The following is a 14,386-nucleotide window of genomic DNA, read 5'->3' as shown; positions in this document are numbered from 1 at the left end:
CCATCATCCATAAACAAGTCAGAGTGCTGTAAAAGATTTGGCATCTTAATTGCTTATCATTGAGTGAATCTTTATGTCTAGACACACTCAAGTCGTTGCATGTCAAAATTAAAAATTGCACTCATTGATGATGATATAGAACGCGCATCTTTTATCAGATCATCGTTAATCGAACATGGCTTCGAGGTTGTTGCTTGCCTAATGATTGACCATTTAAATAGTACAGACTTACAACAGTTACATGCTGATATAATTTTGCTCGATATGGATCATCCTCATCGTGACATCATCGAAAGTTGCGTCAGTCAGTTTGATTTACCGACTGTTTTATTTACCAAAAATTCGCAAAAAGACACCATAAAAAGTGCCATTGAAGCAGGTGTAACTGCCTACATCGTGGATGGAATCGATCCTGAAAAATTAGAAAGTATTTTAGAGATATCAATCGAACAATTTAAAAAACACAAAAAATTGCTCAAAGATTTAAATGAGACCAAATGCAAACTTGCAGACCGTAAAGACATTGAAAAAGCTAAAGTGATGTTGATGCACATGCATCAAATCGAAGAGGAAAAAGCATTCAGTTTATTGCGTAAAAATGCCATGAGTCATCGTATGACAATGGGCGAAATGGCGCGAAAATTAATTGAAGCACAGGCTTTGCTTCAATCACAATTTAAGGAATAACCTATGCAAACACTTGAAAAAACTAATATTCAATTAGGTTATATCCCATTATTGGACTGTACTGCAATCCTTTGGGCACAGCATCAAGGCTATTTCACGGCGCAAGGTTTAAATGTCACATTGGTCAAAGAGCCATCTTGGGCAAGTCTGCGTGACCGTTTGGCTTTTGGTCTTTTAGATGCAGCACATTGTTTATCGGCAATGCTTCCAGCCGCTGCTACAGGCAATGATCAATTGGGAATTCCTTTACAAAGCACATTAGTACTCAGCACTAATCGCGCATTTATCAGTCTCAGTCAAAAGCTCTGTTATGATTTAGACATCTCTGCTCAAGACACACCACAACAGTCCGCAAGCAAAATTGTTGACTCAATCAAACAAGGTCATCAAATCAAATTGGCGCATGTATTTAAACAGTCTATTCACCACTATTGCTTAAGAGAATGGTTAGCTTTGGCAGATTTAGACACTGCAAAAACACATCAATTGTTAACACTCCCCCCACCTTATATGGTTGATGCCATTTCAACTCAACTGATTGATGGCTTTTGTGTTGGTGAGCCTTGGAATATTCAAGCACAAATTCAAGGTCATGGTCTGGTCATTGCGGAAAGCAAGCAAATTATTCCTGAAGTTGCAGACAAAGTTTTAGCAACGACGCAAGAATGGGCACAAACACATCCTCATACGTTACATGCACTTGAAGTTGCCATTCAACAAGCACAACAAGACTTGAGATCACTTGAATCCCTTCAACAAGTCTGGCAAATGTTAGAACACAGTGAAATTATACGTTTTAATTGTTCTGATTTGATTCATACCCAAGCCTTTTATAAGATTCAAAATATTATTCGATCTTTTGGAATGCAAGATGCACCCAAAGCTGAAGATTTTGAATGGATATTGCAACAGATGTGTGCGTGGGAAAATTTAAAATTGGATCAATCACAAATTAAAGCAATTGCTGTTCAATGTGTAGGAAAAGAAAGTAATACTTCATCTAAAAATATTATTAATTGAATGTATAGAATTACCGCTACAACGAAGTCGTTTTTAACTATAAATTTATATGCTGAAATAACAGCTATATCAGAAAATGATATAGCTGTTCCAATAAGTTTTAAGCTGGAATCTGTTGGGTAATACAGTGAATATTTCCTCCACCTAATAAAATTTCTCGTGCAGGAACACCAGTAATGAGATAGTCAGGATACATCTTTTGAAATAACACTTTCGCTTGTTCATCAGTCCTATGGTCGAGTAACGGGAAAATAATCTGTTGATTACTTATCAAGTAATTCACATAAGAACCAGCCAAACGATTTCCTTCAAAACGTTCAATTGCATTTCCCTTTTCGATATCAATCGTTTCACTTTCATAAGTATAGAGTGGACCGGGTGCTGGTAATTTCCAAACTTTTAAGCTTCTTCCTTGAGCATCTTTGGTATTTTTAAGCACCTCTAATGCTGCAACTGAACGAAGATATTGCGGATCATTTATATCATCTGTCCAATGTAAAGCAACTTCTCCAGGACGAACAAAACAGCACATATTATCGACATGCCCATCCGTTTCATCATTATAAACACCTAAAGGTAGCCAGATAAAATGGGTCACACCTAAACATTCTGTCAATATTTTCTCAATTTCATGTTGGCTAAGATGAGGATTTCTATTTGGATGTAACAAACATTCTGCTGTAGTCAAAAGTGTGCCCTCCCCATCAACATGAATTGCACCACCTTCAAGCACTAAAGGCGTTGGATATGTGGAAAAACCATGTATATCAGCAATTTTTCTTGCAATTAACTGGTCTCGATCCCAAGGGCAATATAACCCTCCATTTTCTCCTCCCCAAGCATTAAATACCCAGTCAATTGCTTTCCTTTCACCTTGTATGTTTTTCACAATTGTCGGACCAATATCACGTGCCCATGCATCATCACTCTCCATCTCAACAAGCACCACCTGATCTGTTAGGAGGTCACGTGCTTTATCCATTTCAGCCCTTGGAACTGCCATAAAAACTGGCGTTGTTTGAGCAATTGCTTTCGCAACATGGGAAAAAGCATGTTGCGCAGGTTGAGCATTTGCACGCCAATTATCTGTACGGTATGGCCAAATCATCCATACAGCTTCTTGAGTGTCCCATTCGCCTGGCATATGAAAACCATCTTGAGTCGGTGTATTTATTTTGTGTTCCATATTCTGTTTATCCACGACAATTTCATCCTTAGAAATAATGATTCATCTAATTCAATTTTCATTTTTAAATCTTTCAAAGTTTTGAGTTTAAGTATTTTAGGTGGTTGCCCCAAAAGAAATCGGTTGCTTTCTCAACTTTTTATAAAGCAATAATAAAGCTCCTACAGCTAACCACATTGCACCAAATTCCAACGCAGATTTTTCTAAATGCAACCACAACCCTAATAATGACAACACTGAAGCCATAGGAAGTAATAAGTTCAAGAAAATGTTTTTAAATCCTGCGCGCTCTTTACGAAGTACAAAAAACTTCATAAATACTGAAAAGTTCACCATGGTAAAAGCGATTAAGGCACCAAAACTCACTAGGCTAACAGCTGTTGCTAAATCAATAACAATCGCCAATAAAGAAACAATACCCACAAAAAATATTGAATATAGTGGTGTACCTAATTTTGCATTTACCGAACCAAATATCCTTTTATTGAATACTCCATCTCGCCCCATGATATAGAGCAAACGTGAAGCACTGGCATGCGATGCCAAACCTGAAGCAAAGGCATTCATAATTTGTACTGTCAATAATACTGACTGAAAGAGTACACCACCCACATACAAAGCAATTTCAGGTAATGCTTCATCTGGCTTTTTAAATTGCTCAAGTGATGGAAATGACAATTGAACAAACCATGAAACTGTAATAAAAATAACACCACCCAATAACGTGGTGAGCATAATTGCTCTAGGAATCGTCTTGGTTGGGTTCTTGCTCTCATGTGCCAACGTAGATACCGCATCAAAACCTAAATAAGAAAAACACACCAAAGAAACACCGGTCAGTATGGTCAGGTATTCAGAATGACCATTAAAAAGCGGTCTTAAAGTCATCACACTGCTATACCCCTCTGATTTGCCAATCCCAGTTACAACCAAAAAGATAAAAACCAACATCATTGAAAGTGTTGCAGCAATGAATACAAAACTGAAATTCGCAAGAATATTAATGCGAAAGCTATTAATCAAGGTGAGAAGTCCCACCATGATGATGACCCATCCCGTGTAAGATACGTCTGGTATCAAGGCATTGAGATAAAATGATGCCAATAAAACATTGACGAGGGGAATCAATAGATAATCGATGAGTGAGCACCACCCTACAAAGAAACCTGCCGTCTTACCACAAGTTTCAGTGGTATAAGTGTAGGCTGAACCTGATTTTGGCGAAGACCGACTAAAACGGGCATAACTAAAAGCCGTTAACAACATTGCGATCAATGCCAACATATAAGCTAAAGGTACACGACCTTCAGTGACTCTTGAAATGATACCAAAGGTATCAAATACTGTTGCGGGTGCCATATAGGCCACACCGATCACAACGACTTGCCAAAGTGAAAGCCCTCTATGATTATTATCGCTTTCCATGCATATTTCTCCTGTATTCGTGCAAATACTTTTTGTAGATTTTTATTGACTATCGAGTACTTGAAAGAGAAGTCCTTTTCTCAATCAGGTACGTGTTAAAAAACTAAATTGTGATCACATTTTCTTCTAAATAACCGCTGAGACCAGACTCTCCAAGTTCTCGACCAATACCACTTTTTTTGAATCCACCCCATAACGAGTTGGGTTGAATCATTTGAAAAGAATTAATCCAGATGTGACCTGAACGTAGTCGCTTGGCAAGCGTTTTACCGTGCGCAACTGAACCCGTTATAATGGTCGCAGCCAAACCAAAATCTGAATCATTGGCTAAGTTGATTGCCTCCTCTTCACTTTCGAAAGTTCGACAACAGATTACGGGTCCAAAAATTTCTTCTTTCCAAAGTCTGCTTTCTGTAGGCACATCGATAAATACATGAGGTTTGATAAAAAAGCCTAATTTCGGCAACTGAATTTGATTCAAATCAATTAAAGATTGCAGTTTTTCATTTTGCGCAATCATTAAATACTCTTGTATCTTGTTCAATTGTTTCTGCGTGGTGATTGGTCCCATACTCAAAGGTCCAACGAGATCAGCGCCTAGAGTCATGGATTCAACAGCTGCTTTGAACTTTTGATAAAAGCGATCTGCAATCGACTGATGTACCAATAAACGCGAAGTAGCTGAACACATTTGACCACTGTTATAAAACATCCCGCCTAATGCTTTATCTACTGCTTCATCCAAATCTGCATCATGTAAAATTAAAATGGGTGATTTTCCCCCAAGCTCTAAAGTGACACGTTTGACTGATCGAGCGGCTGCCTGCATAACATGTATCCCAACTTCTGTACTTCCAGTGAACGAGACTTTATTAACTTCATCATGGGCAACTAAATGTTGTGCAGCAACCGCATCAGCTAAAATTAAGTTAAAGACACCTTGTGGAAACTGGATTTCATCTAGCATCTTTGTGAATTCATATTCAGGTAAAGGAACAAGCTCAGATGGCTTAAAAACCAAAGTACAACCAGCAGCAAGTGCAGGCGCAATTTTCCATGCACTGGTAATTAAAGGAAAATTCCATGGTGTGATGAGTGCAACAACTCCGATTGGATTTTTTTGATGGATCAATTCAGTCCCATCTTCACACTGCTTAATTTGGCTAAATGCTATTTTTTGAACTAAATCTGCATAATAGCGATAGCAATGAATACTGTTTTCAACATCAACTCGTGCCTGTTCAGATGACTTACCGTTGTTTAAATGTGAAAGTTCAATCAATTTAGATTGTACTTTTTCAAGTTGGTTCGCAATTTTGTTTAACCAATCTGCTCTTTCTAAAGGTGTAGTCAAACTCCAACTATGGAACGCTTGATGAGCGGCTAATACAGCAGCATCTACATCTTGTGTCGAAGCAGTGAAATAGCGCATTAGCACTTGTTCATTGCAGGGATTGATCAGTTCAATTTCTGATGTTCCTGTGGTGTTTTGCCACCTTCCATTAATATAATTCTGCATCTGCTGACTCTCCATTTTTCGATACACTTTTAGGCATTCACTTTTTGGTATTTTTTAAAAACTATAAATCATTCAATTAGTTGTTATTTTTACGTTTTCCGCTCTACTTCTTTAGTATGTTCACATTGGGCGATCAACATTCACTTTGGACAGGTTGATCGACCAATAAAATTGAAAAACAACGATATATTTATAAATAGCCTTCAGACTTTAATTCCTGAATCGTATTTTGAATTGCTCGTCGTAGAGTTTGCACAATAAAATCAACTTGTTCGCGTGTTAAAATTAATGGCGGTGATAAGACATTCATATGTCCCACAGGACGTACAATTAAACCGAGTTTTTGACAATGATTGGCAATACGCTTACCCACACCTACAGAACGATCAAATAGTTCTTTAGTTTGCTTATCACGTAAATTTTCTATGCACATCATGAATTTTTTACCACGTACTTCTCCTACAATTTCTAGATCATCTAAAGTCTTCAATTGTTCTTCGAAGTAGCAGCCCATATCTTGGACATGTTCACAAATATTTTCATTTTCAATAATTTCAATATTTTTAAGCGCAGCTGCACAACTGACAGGATGCCCTGAGTAAGTAAAACCGTGCGTCAATAATCCTCCATCATGATGTGGTTTACTTATCGCATCATAAATTTCATCTGAAATAATTGTCGCGCCTAAAGGCAAATATCCTGAAGACAAACCTTTTGCACAGGTAATAATATCTGGGACAATGCCAAAAACGGCTTTAGAAGCAAACATATGACCTAGACGACCAAATCCAGTAACCACTTCATCCGAGACATATAAAACATTATATTTTTTACAAATCGCCAAAGTTTTAACGTGGTAACCTTCTGGCGGGACAATTACTCCCCCTGCTCCCATAATAGGTTCAGCAAAGAAAGCTGCGACATTATCTGGACCCAATGCTAAAATTGTATCTTCTAATTCTTTGACTTTTTCATCACAAAAATCTTCCATCGACTGTGATTCTGGTTTGCGGTATGGATTTGGGCAGGAAACGTGATGAACCAGTTCATTATGAATTTCGAATCCAACGTGGTCTGCTTCGATTCCAGTAAGTGTCATACTGATATAAGTACTGCCATGATAAGCATCTTTACGAGTAATCAATTTTTTCTTAGAAGGTTTGCCAATTTGATAAAAATAATGGTGAATTAAACGCACCGCCGTATCATTTGCGACTGAACCACCACAGCCGTAAAAGACATGATTTAAATTTCCAGGTGCCAACTCAGCCAACTTTGCGGCAAGTTTTGCAGCGGGTACTGTGGTTTGATGACCGAATGGTGAATAGTAAGGCAATTGCATGATTTGTTCGGCAACCGCATCTGCAATTTCTTTTCGACCATAGCCAATATTGACACACCATAATCCACCTATACCATCAAGGTATTTATTACCATGAGCGTCATATACATAAGCATTCTCACCTTTAGACATGATTAAAGAACCTTCATCTTGAAAGGTCGAAAAATCTGTCCATGGGTGAATCACATGATCTTTATCTTTTTGCCAAATCTCTTGAATATCGATTGCAACGGGTAATTTAGAGTTCATAATGATCTATCCTTTTTCATCAAAATACTTCGTTTTAAAATCCTGTATTTCTTACATTTTGCGTCTTGTTAGAATTGTTAAATTGCTTCTGTTTGTTTTTGTCGCATTGATCCTGCACACTTTTGGTCATAATTTAGAATTGCATTGAGTAAAACATCAGCTCCTTGGCTTGCATCTTTGAAATGCACGTCCTCAGCTTCGTTATGACTTAAACCACCAATACAAGGAATAAAAATCATGGTGGTTGGGCAATGTTTTGCAATATTAATTGCATCATGACCTGCACCACTGACAATCGGTTGATGGCTATAACCCAGTTGATCTACTGCATCTTGAACCGTACCAACACACATAGCATCAAAATAAGTGGCTGGACTGAGCCAATGCTGTGAAATCCGAAGCTCTAAGCCTCTTTGAATAGCGAATGACTGTAAGATGTTACGCGTTGCAACTTCCATTGCCTTTAATATGTCATCCTCTGGATGACGTAAATCAATGGTCCATTGAAGATGCCCCGGAATAGTATTGCGTGAAGAGTTTGCAACTTGCATTTCACCAAAGGTCACTAAGCCTTGTGGAAACTTCTCTAAAATATGTTGCTCTAATGCAACAATCATTTCAGCAGTACCCACCATGGTATCTTTGCGCATATTCATAGGCGTGGTGCCTGCATGCGCAGCTTTACCTTTGGTCTCGACATCTAACCAAAGAATCGCTTGTCCACCAGTCACAACACCAATTGCAATTTGATTGTTTTCTAACACTGGTCCTTGTTCTATATGGGCTTCATAATAGGCTTGAAATGGGCGCGCCAACGGATATTTACCCAATTGCTGGGTACGTATGAGTTCTTCATATACTGAGATACCATGTTTGTCAGTCGTATCATAGGCTTGTTGTTTAGGTAATATTCCAACAAATGTCGCTGAGCCCATCATCGCTGGTGTAAATCTCGCCCCTTCCTCATTCATCCACACGATAAGTTCAAGCGGATGAGATGTTGTGATGTTCTCCTCTGTAAGCCGTTGCAATACCTCCATTCCAGCTAAAACACCATAGATACCATCAAAACGTCCACCTTTAGGTTGAGTATCTAAATGACTTCCCATTACAATGGGCAATCGCTCATCATTTTGACCTGAACGGCGTAAAATCAGATTCCCTATTTCATCATAATGTACTGAAAGATTAATTTTTCTTGCCCATTCTAAAAGTAAGTTTCGTCCAGAAATATCCTGATCGCTCAGTGCAAGACGTGTATTTCCACCTTTGTCAGTGGCGCCAATTTTTGCCATTTCCATCAGCATTTGCCATAATCGCTCTGCATTTACTCTCATTTTTTATTCATCCTTTTTAAATATTTTTAGAATTAGCTTAATATGTACTTTGAAAGATAATTAGTTTAAAAACGAGTACCAATTCCCTTACATTTTTAGGAACCAATTTAAAAATAACAAGCAAAAAAAATTATATTACAAACGTGTAATTAACTGGCACTAAAACACTATTTAGCATATAAAATACTGTTGAAAAAATATAAAAAATTAAAATAATCTTATAATCAACCAACTCATTCTTGAGTCATTTCTCACACAAAAATATAAAACCAACCCATCCATAAGCTTGCAAATAAAATCATTATTTTTAAACCATATTATATTTATCACCTATTTAAAATACCCTAATTAAACTAAACACCACAGTAGAATCTGCATTTGATAAAGCTTTATTTATATTTGCATCAGCATAATACAAATCAAAAATAAAATTCTGAAAGCTTAAGTCAACTCCAACTTTATAGTCGTAAAAATATTTCTTTTTATCCGTGTCCCAAAGTCGTGCATACGCATCTAGACTGGAAAATTTATTATATCCAATTTGAGTATAAGTTCCCCACTTTGCATTGATTGGAAAGCGATAACCCGCTTCGTAACGTAACATTTTCCCCGTTTCTAAAGTGTAGTCAGGTGAATAATAAAACGAAAAGTCCAGTTGATCATCGCTACGCAATAAATCTGAAGCAGCTAACTCGAGTGAATATTCCTCAAAATCCACCTGTGGCAAAGTTTTGTCTTTGCCAGGATAGTTCACATCCAAATACTGTAAATTTAATTTTAAGTGATCATTGAGTGAATACTTATATCCAAGAAAATAATCAAACTCTAAACTACTTCCAATTCCAAGCTGTATATTTGATGCAAAAATTTGTGCATATACACCTGTATCATGATCCATTCTTAGAATACCTTGAACTGCAGGTTTACCTTGTGTTTGCGTTGCTCCTCGCCAATAATATTCTGTTAAAAATGAAAGTGAGCCACTAATCACAAACTGATCTTTTAATATCTTATCCTCAATCGCTTTGGCATTAAGACTTGAGACAATTGTTGATGCGAAAACCCCAAGCATCACTGTATTTTTTATCATTGACTTATTCCTTGAGTCGATAATTATTTTGAATTTTTATTTTCGTTCATTTAAGAATTAAACCGAGAACCAATTTAATTAAATAATGGGTACCATTTAAACCACCAAAAATATAACCCAGTTAAAGGATTCCAATTATGTACTTAATAATGAAATAAAAAAACATCAAAAATTAGATGGCTTGGATAATCTATTCTCCCAACACTAACTGAGCTTGCTTGCTGTTTACGAACATTTATTGCAATATGCTATGTATCAATTTAATGACTGTACTATAAAAATAATAATATCTTCGGCACTTAAATAGCTTCAAACAACCGATATGGAAACAACATTCAAATGCATGATTTTGACTTAATGTGCATCTTTTATAACAAATAAAGAGACCATTTTAGGGCTCAAGGAGACAGTCAATTGCATACGCTATTAGCAGACTATCTATTACAGCATTTACAAGAAACCTGCGGAGGTACTTTACCCAGTCGAGTTTTTAATTGTTTGAGAGATGCAATTTTAGAAGGCGTTCTTGTACCCAATACTCGCCTTCCAGCTTCACGCGATTTAGCAAATGAACTTAATGTTTCACGTAATACTGTATTAAATGCTTATGAAAAATTACGAGCCGAGGGTTATATACAAGCGCATACTGGACGCGGAACTTGGGTATCTGAAACCTTACCAGATCACTATATTGAGGTTGGTTCAACACCTTCTTCCATCTCAACAGCCAAAATTGAGCCAAATTTTACACTTTCTGACCGTGCTGTAGGCTTACTTGAACATGCAGCTGCGTCCCCTTATCAATGGGGTGCTTTTGTTCCTGGTGTACCTGATGTCACTGAATTTCCACATGTTGAATTTAATCGTATTAAATCACGCCTCAGTCGCCAACCTGAAATCTCAAATTTGATCTATAGTAATGCAGGTGGATGTATTGAATTGCGACAGGCGCTTGCTGAATATTTAAAGATTGCTCGTTCAGTCAATTGTGAAACTGATCAAATTATTATTACAGAAGGTATTCATCAAGCTGTTGATCTTATATCTCGTGCCTTGTGTGATTTGAACGATGAGGTTTGGATTGAAAATCCAGGTTATTGGGGTGCAAAAAATATTCTTCGTATCAATGGTTTATCTATTACCCCAATACCTGTAGATGCTGAGGGGATTATCCCGAAAGAACAACCGCAGATCACTCCTCGATTAATTTTTGTTACGCCTTCACATCAATATCCATTAGGCTCACATTTAAGCTTATCGAGACGAAGAAAATTGCTGGATATCGCAAAGAAGTACAATAGCTGGATCATCGAAGATGATTATGACAGCGAATTTCGCTTTTCAGGTCAGCCTTATCCTTCATTGCAAGGTTTAGAAGAAAATACACCCGTCATATATATAGGAACCTTTAGTAAAACGATCTATCCCGCTCTTCGTATTGGTTATATGGTGGTTCCCAAACAACTTGTACACCCCCTCAGAACAATATCAGCAGAACTATATCGAGGGGGACACTTATTGACACAACAGGCTTTGGCTGAATTTATTGTTGAAGGTCATTATGCTGCACATATTCGTCGTATGCGTTTACTTTATGCTAAAAGGCACAAATACCTGATTGAACTGATTCATCGTTATTTAGGTGAAGAATTTTTACATGAATATAATCATGATGCAGGCTTACACTTGGTTCTCAAATTACCTGAACATGCCAATGATGTTGAAATCTGCAGATTAGCACTTTCTCGAAGTATTAATGTTCGTCCACTTTCACAATATTATTCAGGTACCCATACACCTATTCAACAAGGGTTATTACTTGGTTTTGCTTGTGTTCAAGAACAAGATATGACTTTTACATTTAGTATTTTACGACAATGTTTAATTGAAAATGGTGTTCATTCAAATGTTCCAAAAATCAATGTATAACTCAATCAAAAAATACTTTTATAACAGGCTAACTAAATTTTTGAATGCTCAAATACAAAGTGGGTATTTGTTTTAGGTATACCCACTGAGTTGAATATTAAAATAAGCGTTATATTTAGAAAATAGCCTTTTACTTAATACTTAAACTTCACATTCAAGCGCACCATCATTGGATCACCCCAATTGACCAATTGAGCATTCGGTGTCGTTCCTGCTAGATATTCTCGATCAAATAAGTTTTTAATACTCAGCCCTGCACCCCAATTTTTAGCCTCATATCCTGCATTGACATCAAATAATGCATAACTTGGTAGATAGACGAAGTCAGCATTACGTTGTGCAGTTCGAGAACTTTGATAACGAATGCCAGCACCAATATTCCAACCTAATTTATCTGGACTAAAATAATATTGAGTTGACAATGAACTGGCATTTTTAGGCACATGGTTACTACGCTTACCAATGTCGCTGCTGATCACACTTTCAGTCACTTTTGCCGTTGGGATATAACTGTAATTCGCTGAAATATTCCATTGATTGGTGATTGCTGCTGCTATTTCAGCTTCAAAGCCTTTAGTGACTTGTTCACCCGTTTGAATCGAAAAATTTCCAGAAGCATCTGTTTCTGTGACATTTCTGCGGGTTAAATCATAATAGGCAACATAACCTTGTAAACGCTGATCAAGTGCTTGTAATTTAACCCCAACCTCGGCTTGTTTACCCTTTTCAGGATTCAGTAATTGTCCATTTTCTCCTGCATCGGTCACAGGCATAAATGAAGTAGAGTAGCTGATGTAAGGTGCAAACATATCATTGATGCGGTACATCACTGAACCATTACCAGTAAATGCACGATCTGAATTCTTTGTACTGGTATTTTTTAAAATATTGTCAATTTCGATTTGTGTCCAATCATGACGACCTGATAGCCCGATAATCCAATGATCATCCACCTTAATGGTATTGCGGAGATAGAGCCCTGCGTACTGACTATAAGTCAATGCTTGAGTTGGCGTACCTAATTTTGTGCTGGTGATTCCATAGACAGGACGATCTGCATTAAAAGCATTAATGGTATCTGTTCGACGTGCATAATCACTTCGTTCACGCATCATATCGACTCCAACCATCACATCATAATTGACCTTTCCAAGATCAAAATTACGTTGCAAATTGTTGTCTAAGGTATAGTTCAAGTCCTGTTTATCTTGATTGTTAATTGCACGTTTTATTGTCGGTAATGTATTGCTTCCTGATGCCAATATCGGATTGCCCTGTGTATCTGTTTTAGTGATGGCAAAGTTCTGTTTAAACACCCAGTCATTGTCAAAATAATGGGCATAATTTGCACCGAGACGATAAACATCAACATCATAACCATGATCAGGTTCACCAAAAAATAGGCTTGATGGATAGTTTTTATAATTGCCTTTGCTATATGGAATGCCTTGTTGACGAATATATTCACGATGTTGATAACTGGCAATGACAGAAAGATCGTTTTTATCACCTAAATCAAAATTGTAAGATGGTGCGATATATTGATTTTTAAAATAAACATGATCTGTAGGGTCATCCTGATCAGATACTCGTCCGACAACTCGAAAAGCACCTTTTGCACTATTATTGGGTGCATAGTTAAGATCAAATGTCCCTTCTTTTAAACCATAACTTCCATAACTCAGTGTTGCTTTATAGGCTGTTTCAGCTTGTGGACGCTTAGTCGTTATATTTACTAGTCCTCCAGGCAAGGCAAGTCCAAAGCCCACGGAAGTTGGTCCTTTGACTACTTCGATGGATTCTAAACCCGAAATATCTTCAGCACGCAAAACATTATCAGATGCCTGTATCCGTAGACCATCAATAAAAGTTTGCGAACTTGAAATCTGCCCACGAATAATAAAGTCATCCCACCCACGGCGACCATATTGTCCTGACGTGACCCCTGCCACACCTTCCAAGGCTTCAGCAACAGTTTTCGCTTGCTTTTGTTCAATCTGTTGCTGACCGATTGCACTAATCGACTGAGCTGTTTCAAATAAAGGCGTATTCGATCTTAAAACAGCATTTGCTGTTTTAGGTGCATAAGGCTGCTGATTATTTTCTGCTTGAACCGTAATGGTGGGCAGTTTTTGAGTGTCTACTTGCTGTTCAAGACCAACTTCAGTTTGTGCATAGGAACTACTTGCCATGATGGCAAGCACAGAAAATGTCAGGGAGGATTTATTAAATTGCATTAAACAACAACTATAAAAATTTAAACGTAATTATAATCATTTACATTTAAATTCCTAATAATTTTATATGAAAAACTGACTTTTAATATCGTTAAATTTAACCCTTTAAATAAAATATAGAAATACTGAGTTATTGAGATATTCTTAGTCATTATTGAACTCAGGGCATATCTTGAATCGTATCTAACACCTAGTCATGAGCTTAAAGATATGCCCATTCCAAGGGTTTCAGTCTATTCTGTTCTAATTGATTTATATTAATTGTAAAAAAGATCTGTCAAATTTTCTAAGCTTTTAATTACTCTATCCATGGTTGTTTTTGTTCCACTTTACCAAATATCTATTTTGACTGATTTCTAGACTCC

At 37.1% G+C, this 14,386-nt stretch carries 10 protein-coding genes; 3 read left to right on the top strand and 7 right to left on the bottom strand.

Going from position 1 to position 14,386, the window contains the following annotated elements:
• The first annotated feature begins 99 nt into the window (after positions 1-99).
• Entirely contained in the window at positions 100-687 is a 588-nt protein-coding gene (locus AC1Z3T_RS01170) for an ANTAR domain-containing response regulator (RefSeq protein ID WP_100885578.1), read from the top strand.
• Between the two features lie 3 nt (positions 688-690).
• On the top strand, positions 691-1,707 hold the full coding sequence (locus AC1Z3T_RS01165; RefSeq protein WP_100885579.1) for an ABC transporter substrate-binding protein: 1,017 nt from the start codon (positions 691-693) through the stop codon (positions 1,705-1,707).
• 100 nt (positions 1,708-1,807) lie between these two features.
• On the opposite strand, the gene aguA is transcribed toward AC1Z3T_RS01165, so the two are convergent.
• The 6 genes from aguA to AC1Z3T_RS01135 form a co-directional block, all read right to left on the bottom strand.
• Positions 1,808-2,893 (bottom strand): agmatine deiminase, encoded by a 1,086-nt coding sequence (gene aguA, locus AC1Z3T_RS01160; protein ID WP_100885580.1) that lies wholly within the window; start codon positions 2,891-2,893, stop codon positions 1,808-1,810.
• Between the two features lie 96 nt (positions 2,894-2,989).
• On the bottom strand, positions 2,990-4,318 hold the full coding sequence (locus tag AC1Z3T_RS01155) for an APC family permease (protein WP_100885581.1): 1,329 nt from the start codon (positions 4,316-4,318) through the stop codon (positions 2,990-2,992).
• A gap of 103 nt (positions 4,319-4,421) precedes the next feature.
• A complete protein-coding gene (locus AC1Z3T_RS01150) occupies positions 4,422-5,837 on the bottom strand; it encodes an aldehyde dehydrogenase family protein (RefSeq protein ID WP_199995413.1) in 1,416 nt (471 codons plus the stop codon).
• Between the two features lie 190 nt (positions 5,838-6,027).
• A complete protein-coding gene (locus AC1Z3T_RS01145; protein ID WP_100885583.1) occupies positions 6,028-7,428 on the bottom strand; it encodes an aminotransferase in 1,401 nt (466 codons plus the stop codon).
• Between the two features lie 77 nt (positions 7,429-7,505).
• Complete coding sequence (locus AC1Z3T_RS01140; RefSeq protein WP_046761507.1) at positions 7,506-8,765, bottom strand: Zn-dependent hydrolase; 1,260 nt, start codon at positions 8,763-8,765, stop codon at positions 7,506-7,508.
• 334 nt (positions 8,766-9,099) lie between these two features.
• Positions 9,100-9,855, bottom strand: a complete 756-nt coding sequence (locus tag AC1Z3T_RS01135) for a TorF family putative porin (RefSeq protein WP_483396437.1) — start codon at positions 9,853-9,855, stop codon at positions 9,100-9,102.
• 414 nt (positions 9,856-10,269) lie between these two features.
• On the opposite strand from AC1Z3T_RS01135, the gene pdxR reads away from it, so the two are divergent.
• Positions 10,270-11,784 (top strand): MocR-like pyridoxine biosynthesis transcription factor PdxR, encoded by a 1,515-nt coding sequence (pdxR, locus tag AC1Z3T_RS01130; RefSeq protein ID WP_151825001.1) that lies wholly within the window; start codon positions 10,270-10,272, stop codon positions 11,782-11,784.
• Positions 11,785-11,918: 134 nt separating this feature from the next.
• Here pdxR and AC1Z3T_RS01125 read toward each other — a convergent pair whose 3' ends face one another.
• Positions 11,919-14,021 (bottom strand): TonB-dependent siderophore receptor, encoded by a 2,103-nt coding sequence (locus tag AC1Z3T_RS01125; protein WP_483396436.1) that lies wholly within the window; start codon positions 14,019-14,021, stop codon positions 11,919-11,921.
• Positions 14,022-14,386: the final 365 nt, after the last annotated feature.

Source organism: Acinetobacter sp. B-6, from assembly GCF_056930735.1.
This window is presented reverse-complemented; position numbering and strand designations above follow the sequence as displayed.

What these genes read in the sequence shown, in the direction of transcription:
- AC1Z3T_RS01170 (WP_100885578.1), top strand. Translation starts at nt 100, where the DNA reads ATGTCAAAATTAAAAATTGCACTCATTGATGATGATATAGAACGCGCA.
- AC1Z3T_RS01165 (WP_100885579.1), top strand. Translation starts at nt 691, where the DNA reads ATGCAAACACTTGAAAAAACTAATATTCAATTAGGTTATATCCCATTA.
- aguA (WP_100885580.1), bottom strand. Translation starts at nt 2,893, where the DNA reads ATGGAACACAAAATAAATACACCGACTCAAGATGGTTTTCATATGCCA.
- AC1Z3T_RS01155 (WP_100885581.1), bottom strand. Translation starts at nt 4,318, where the DNA reads ATGGAAAGCGATAATAATCATAGAGGGCTTTCACTTTGGCAAGTCGTT.
- AC1Z3T_RS01150 (WP_199995413.1), bottom strand. Translation starts at nt 5,837, where the DNA reads ATGCAGAATTATATTAATGGAAGGTGGCAAAACACCACAGGAACATCA.
- AC1Z3T_RS01145 (WP_100885583.1), bottom strand. Translation starts at nt 7,428, where the DNA reads ATGAACTCTAAATTACCCGTTGCAATCGATATTCAAGAGATTTGGCAA.
- AC1Z3T_RS01140 (WP_046761507.1), bottom strand. Translation starts at nt 8,765, where the DNA reads ATGAGAGTAAATGCAGAGCGATTATGGCAAATGCTGATGGAAATGGCA.
- AC1Z3T_RS01135 (WP_483396437.1), bottom strand. Translation starts at nt 9,855, where the DNA reads ATGATAAAAAATACAGTGATGCTTGGGGTTTTCGCATCAACAATTGTC.
- AC1Z3T_RS01125 (WP_483396436.1), bottom strand. Translation starts at nt 14,021, where the DNA reads ATGCAATTTAATAAATCCTCCCTGACATTTTCTGTGCTTGCCATCATG.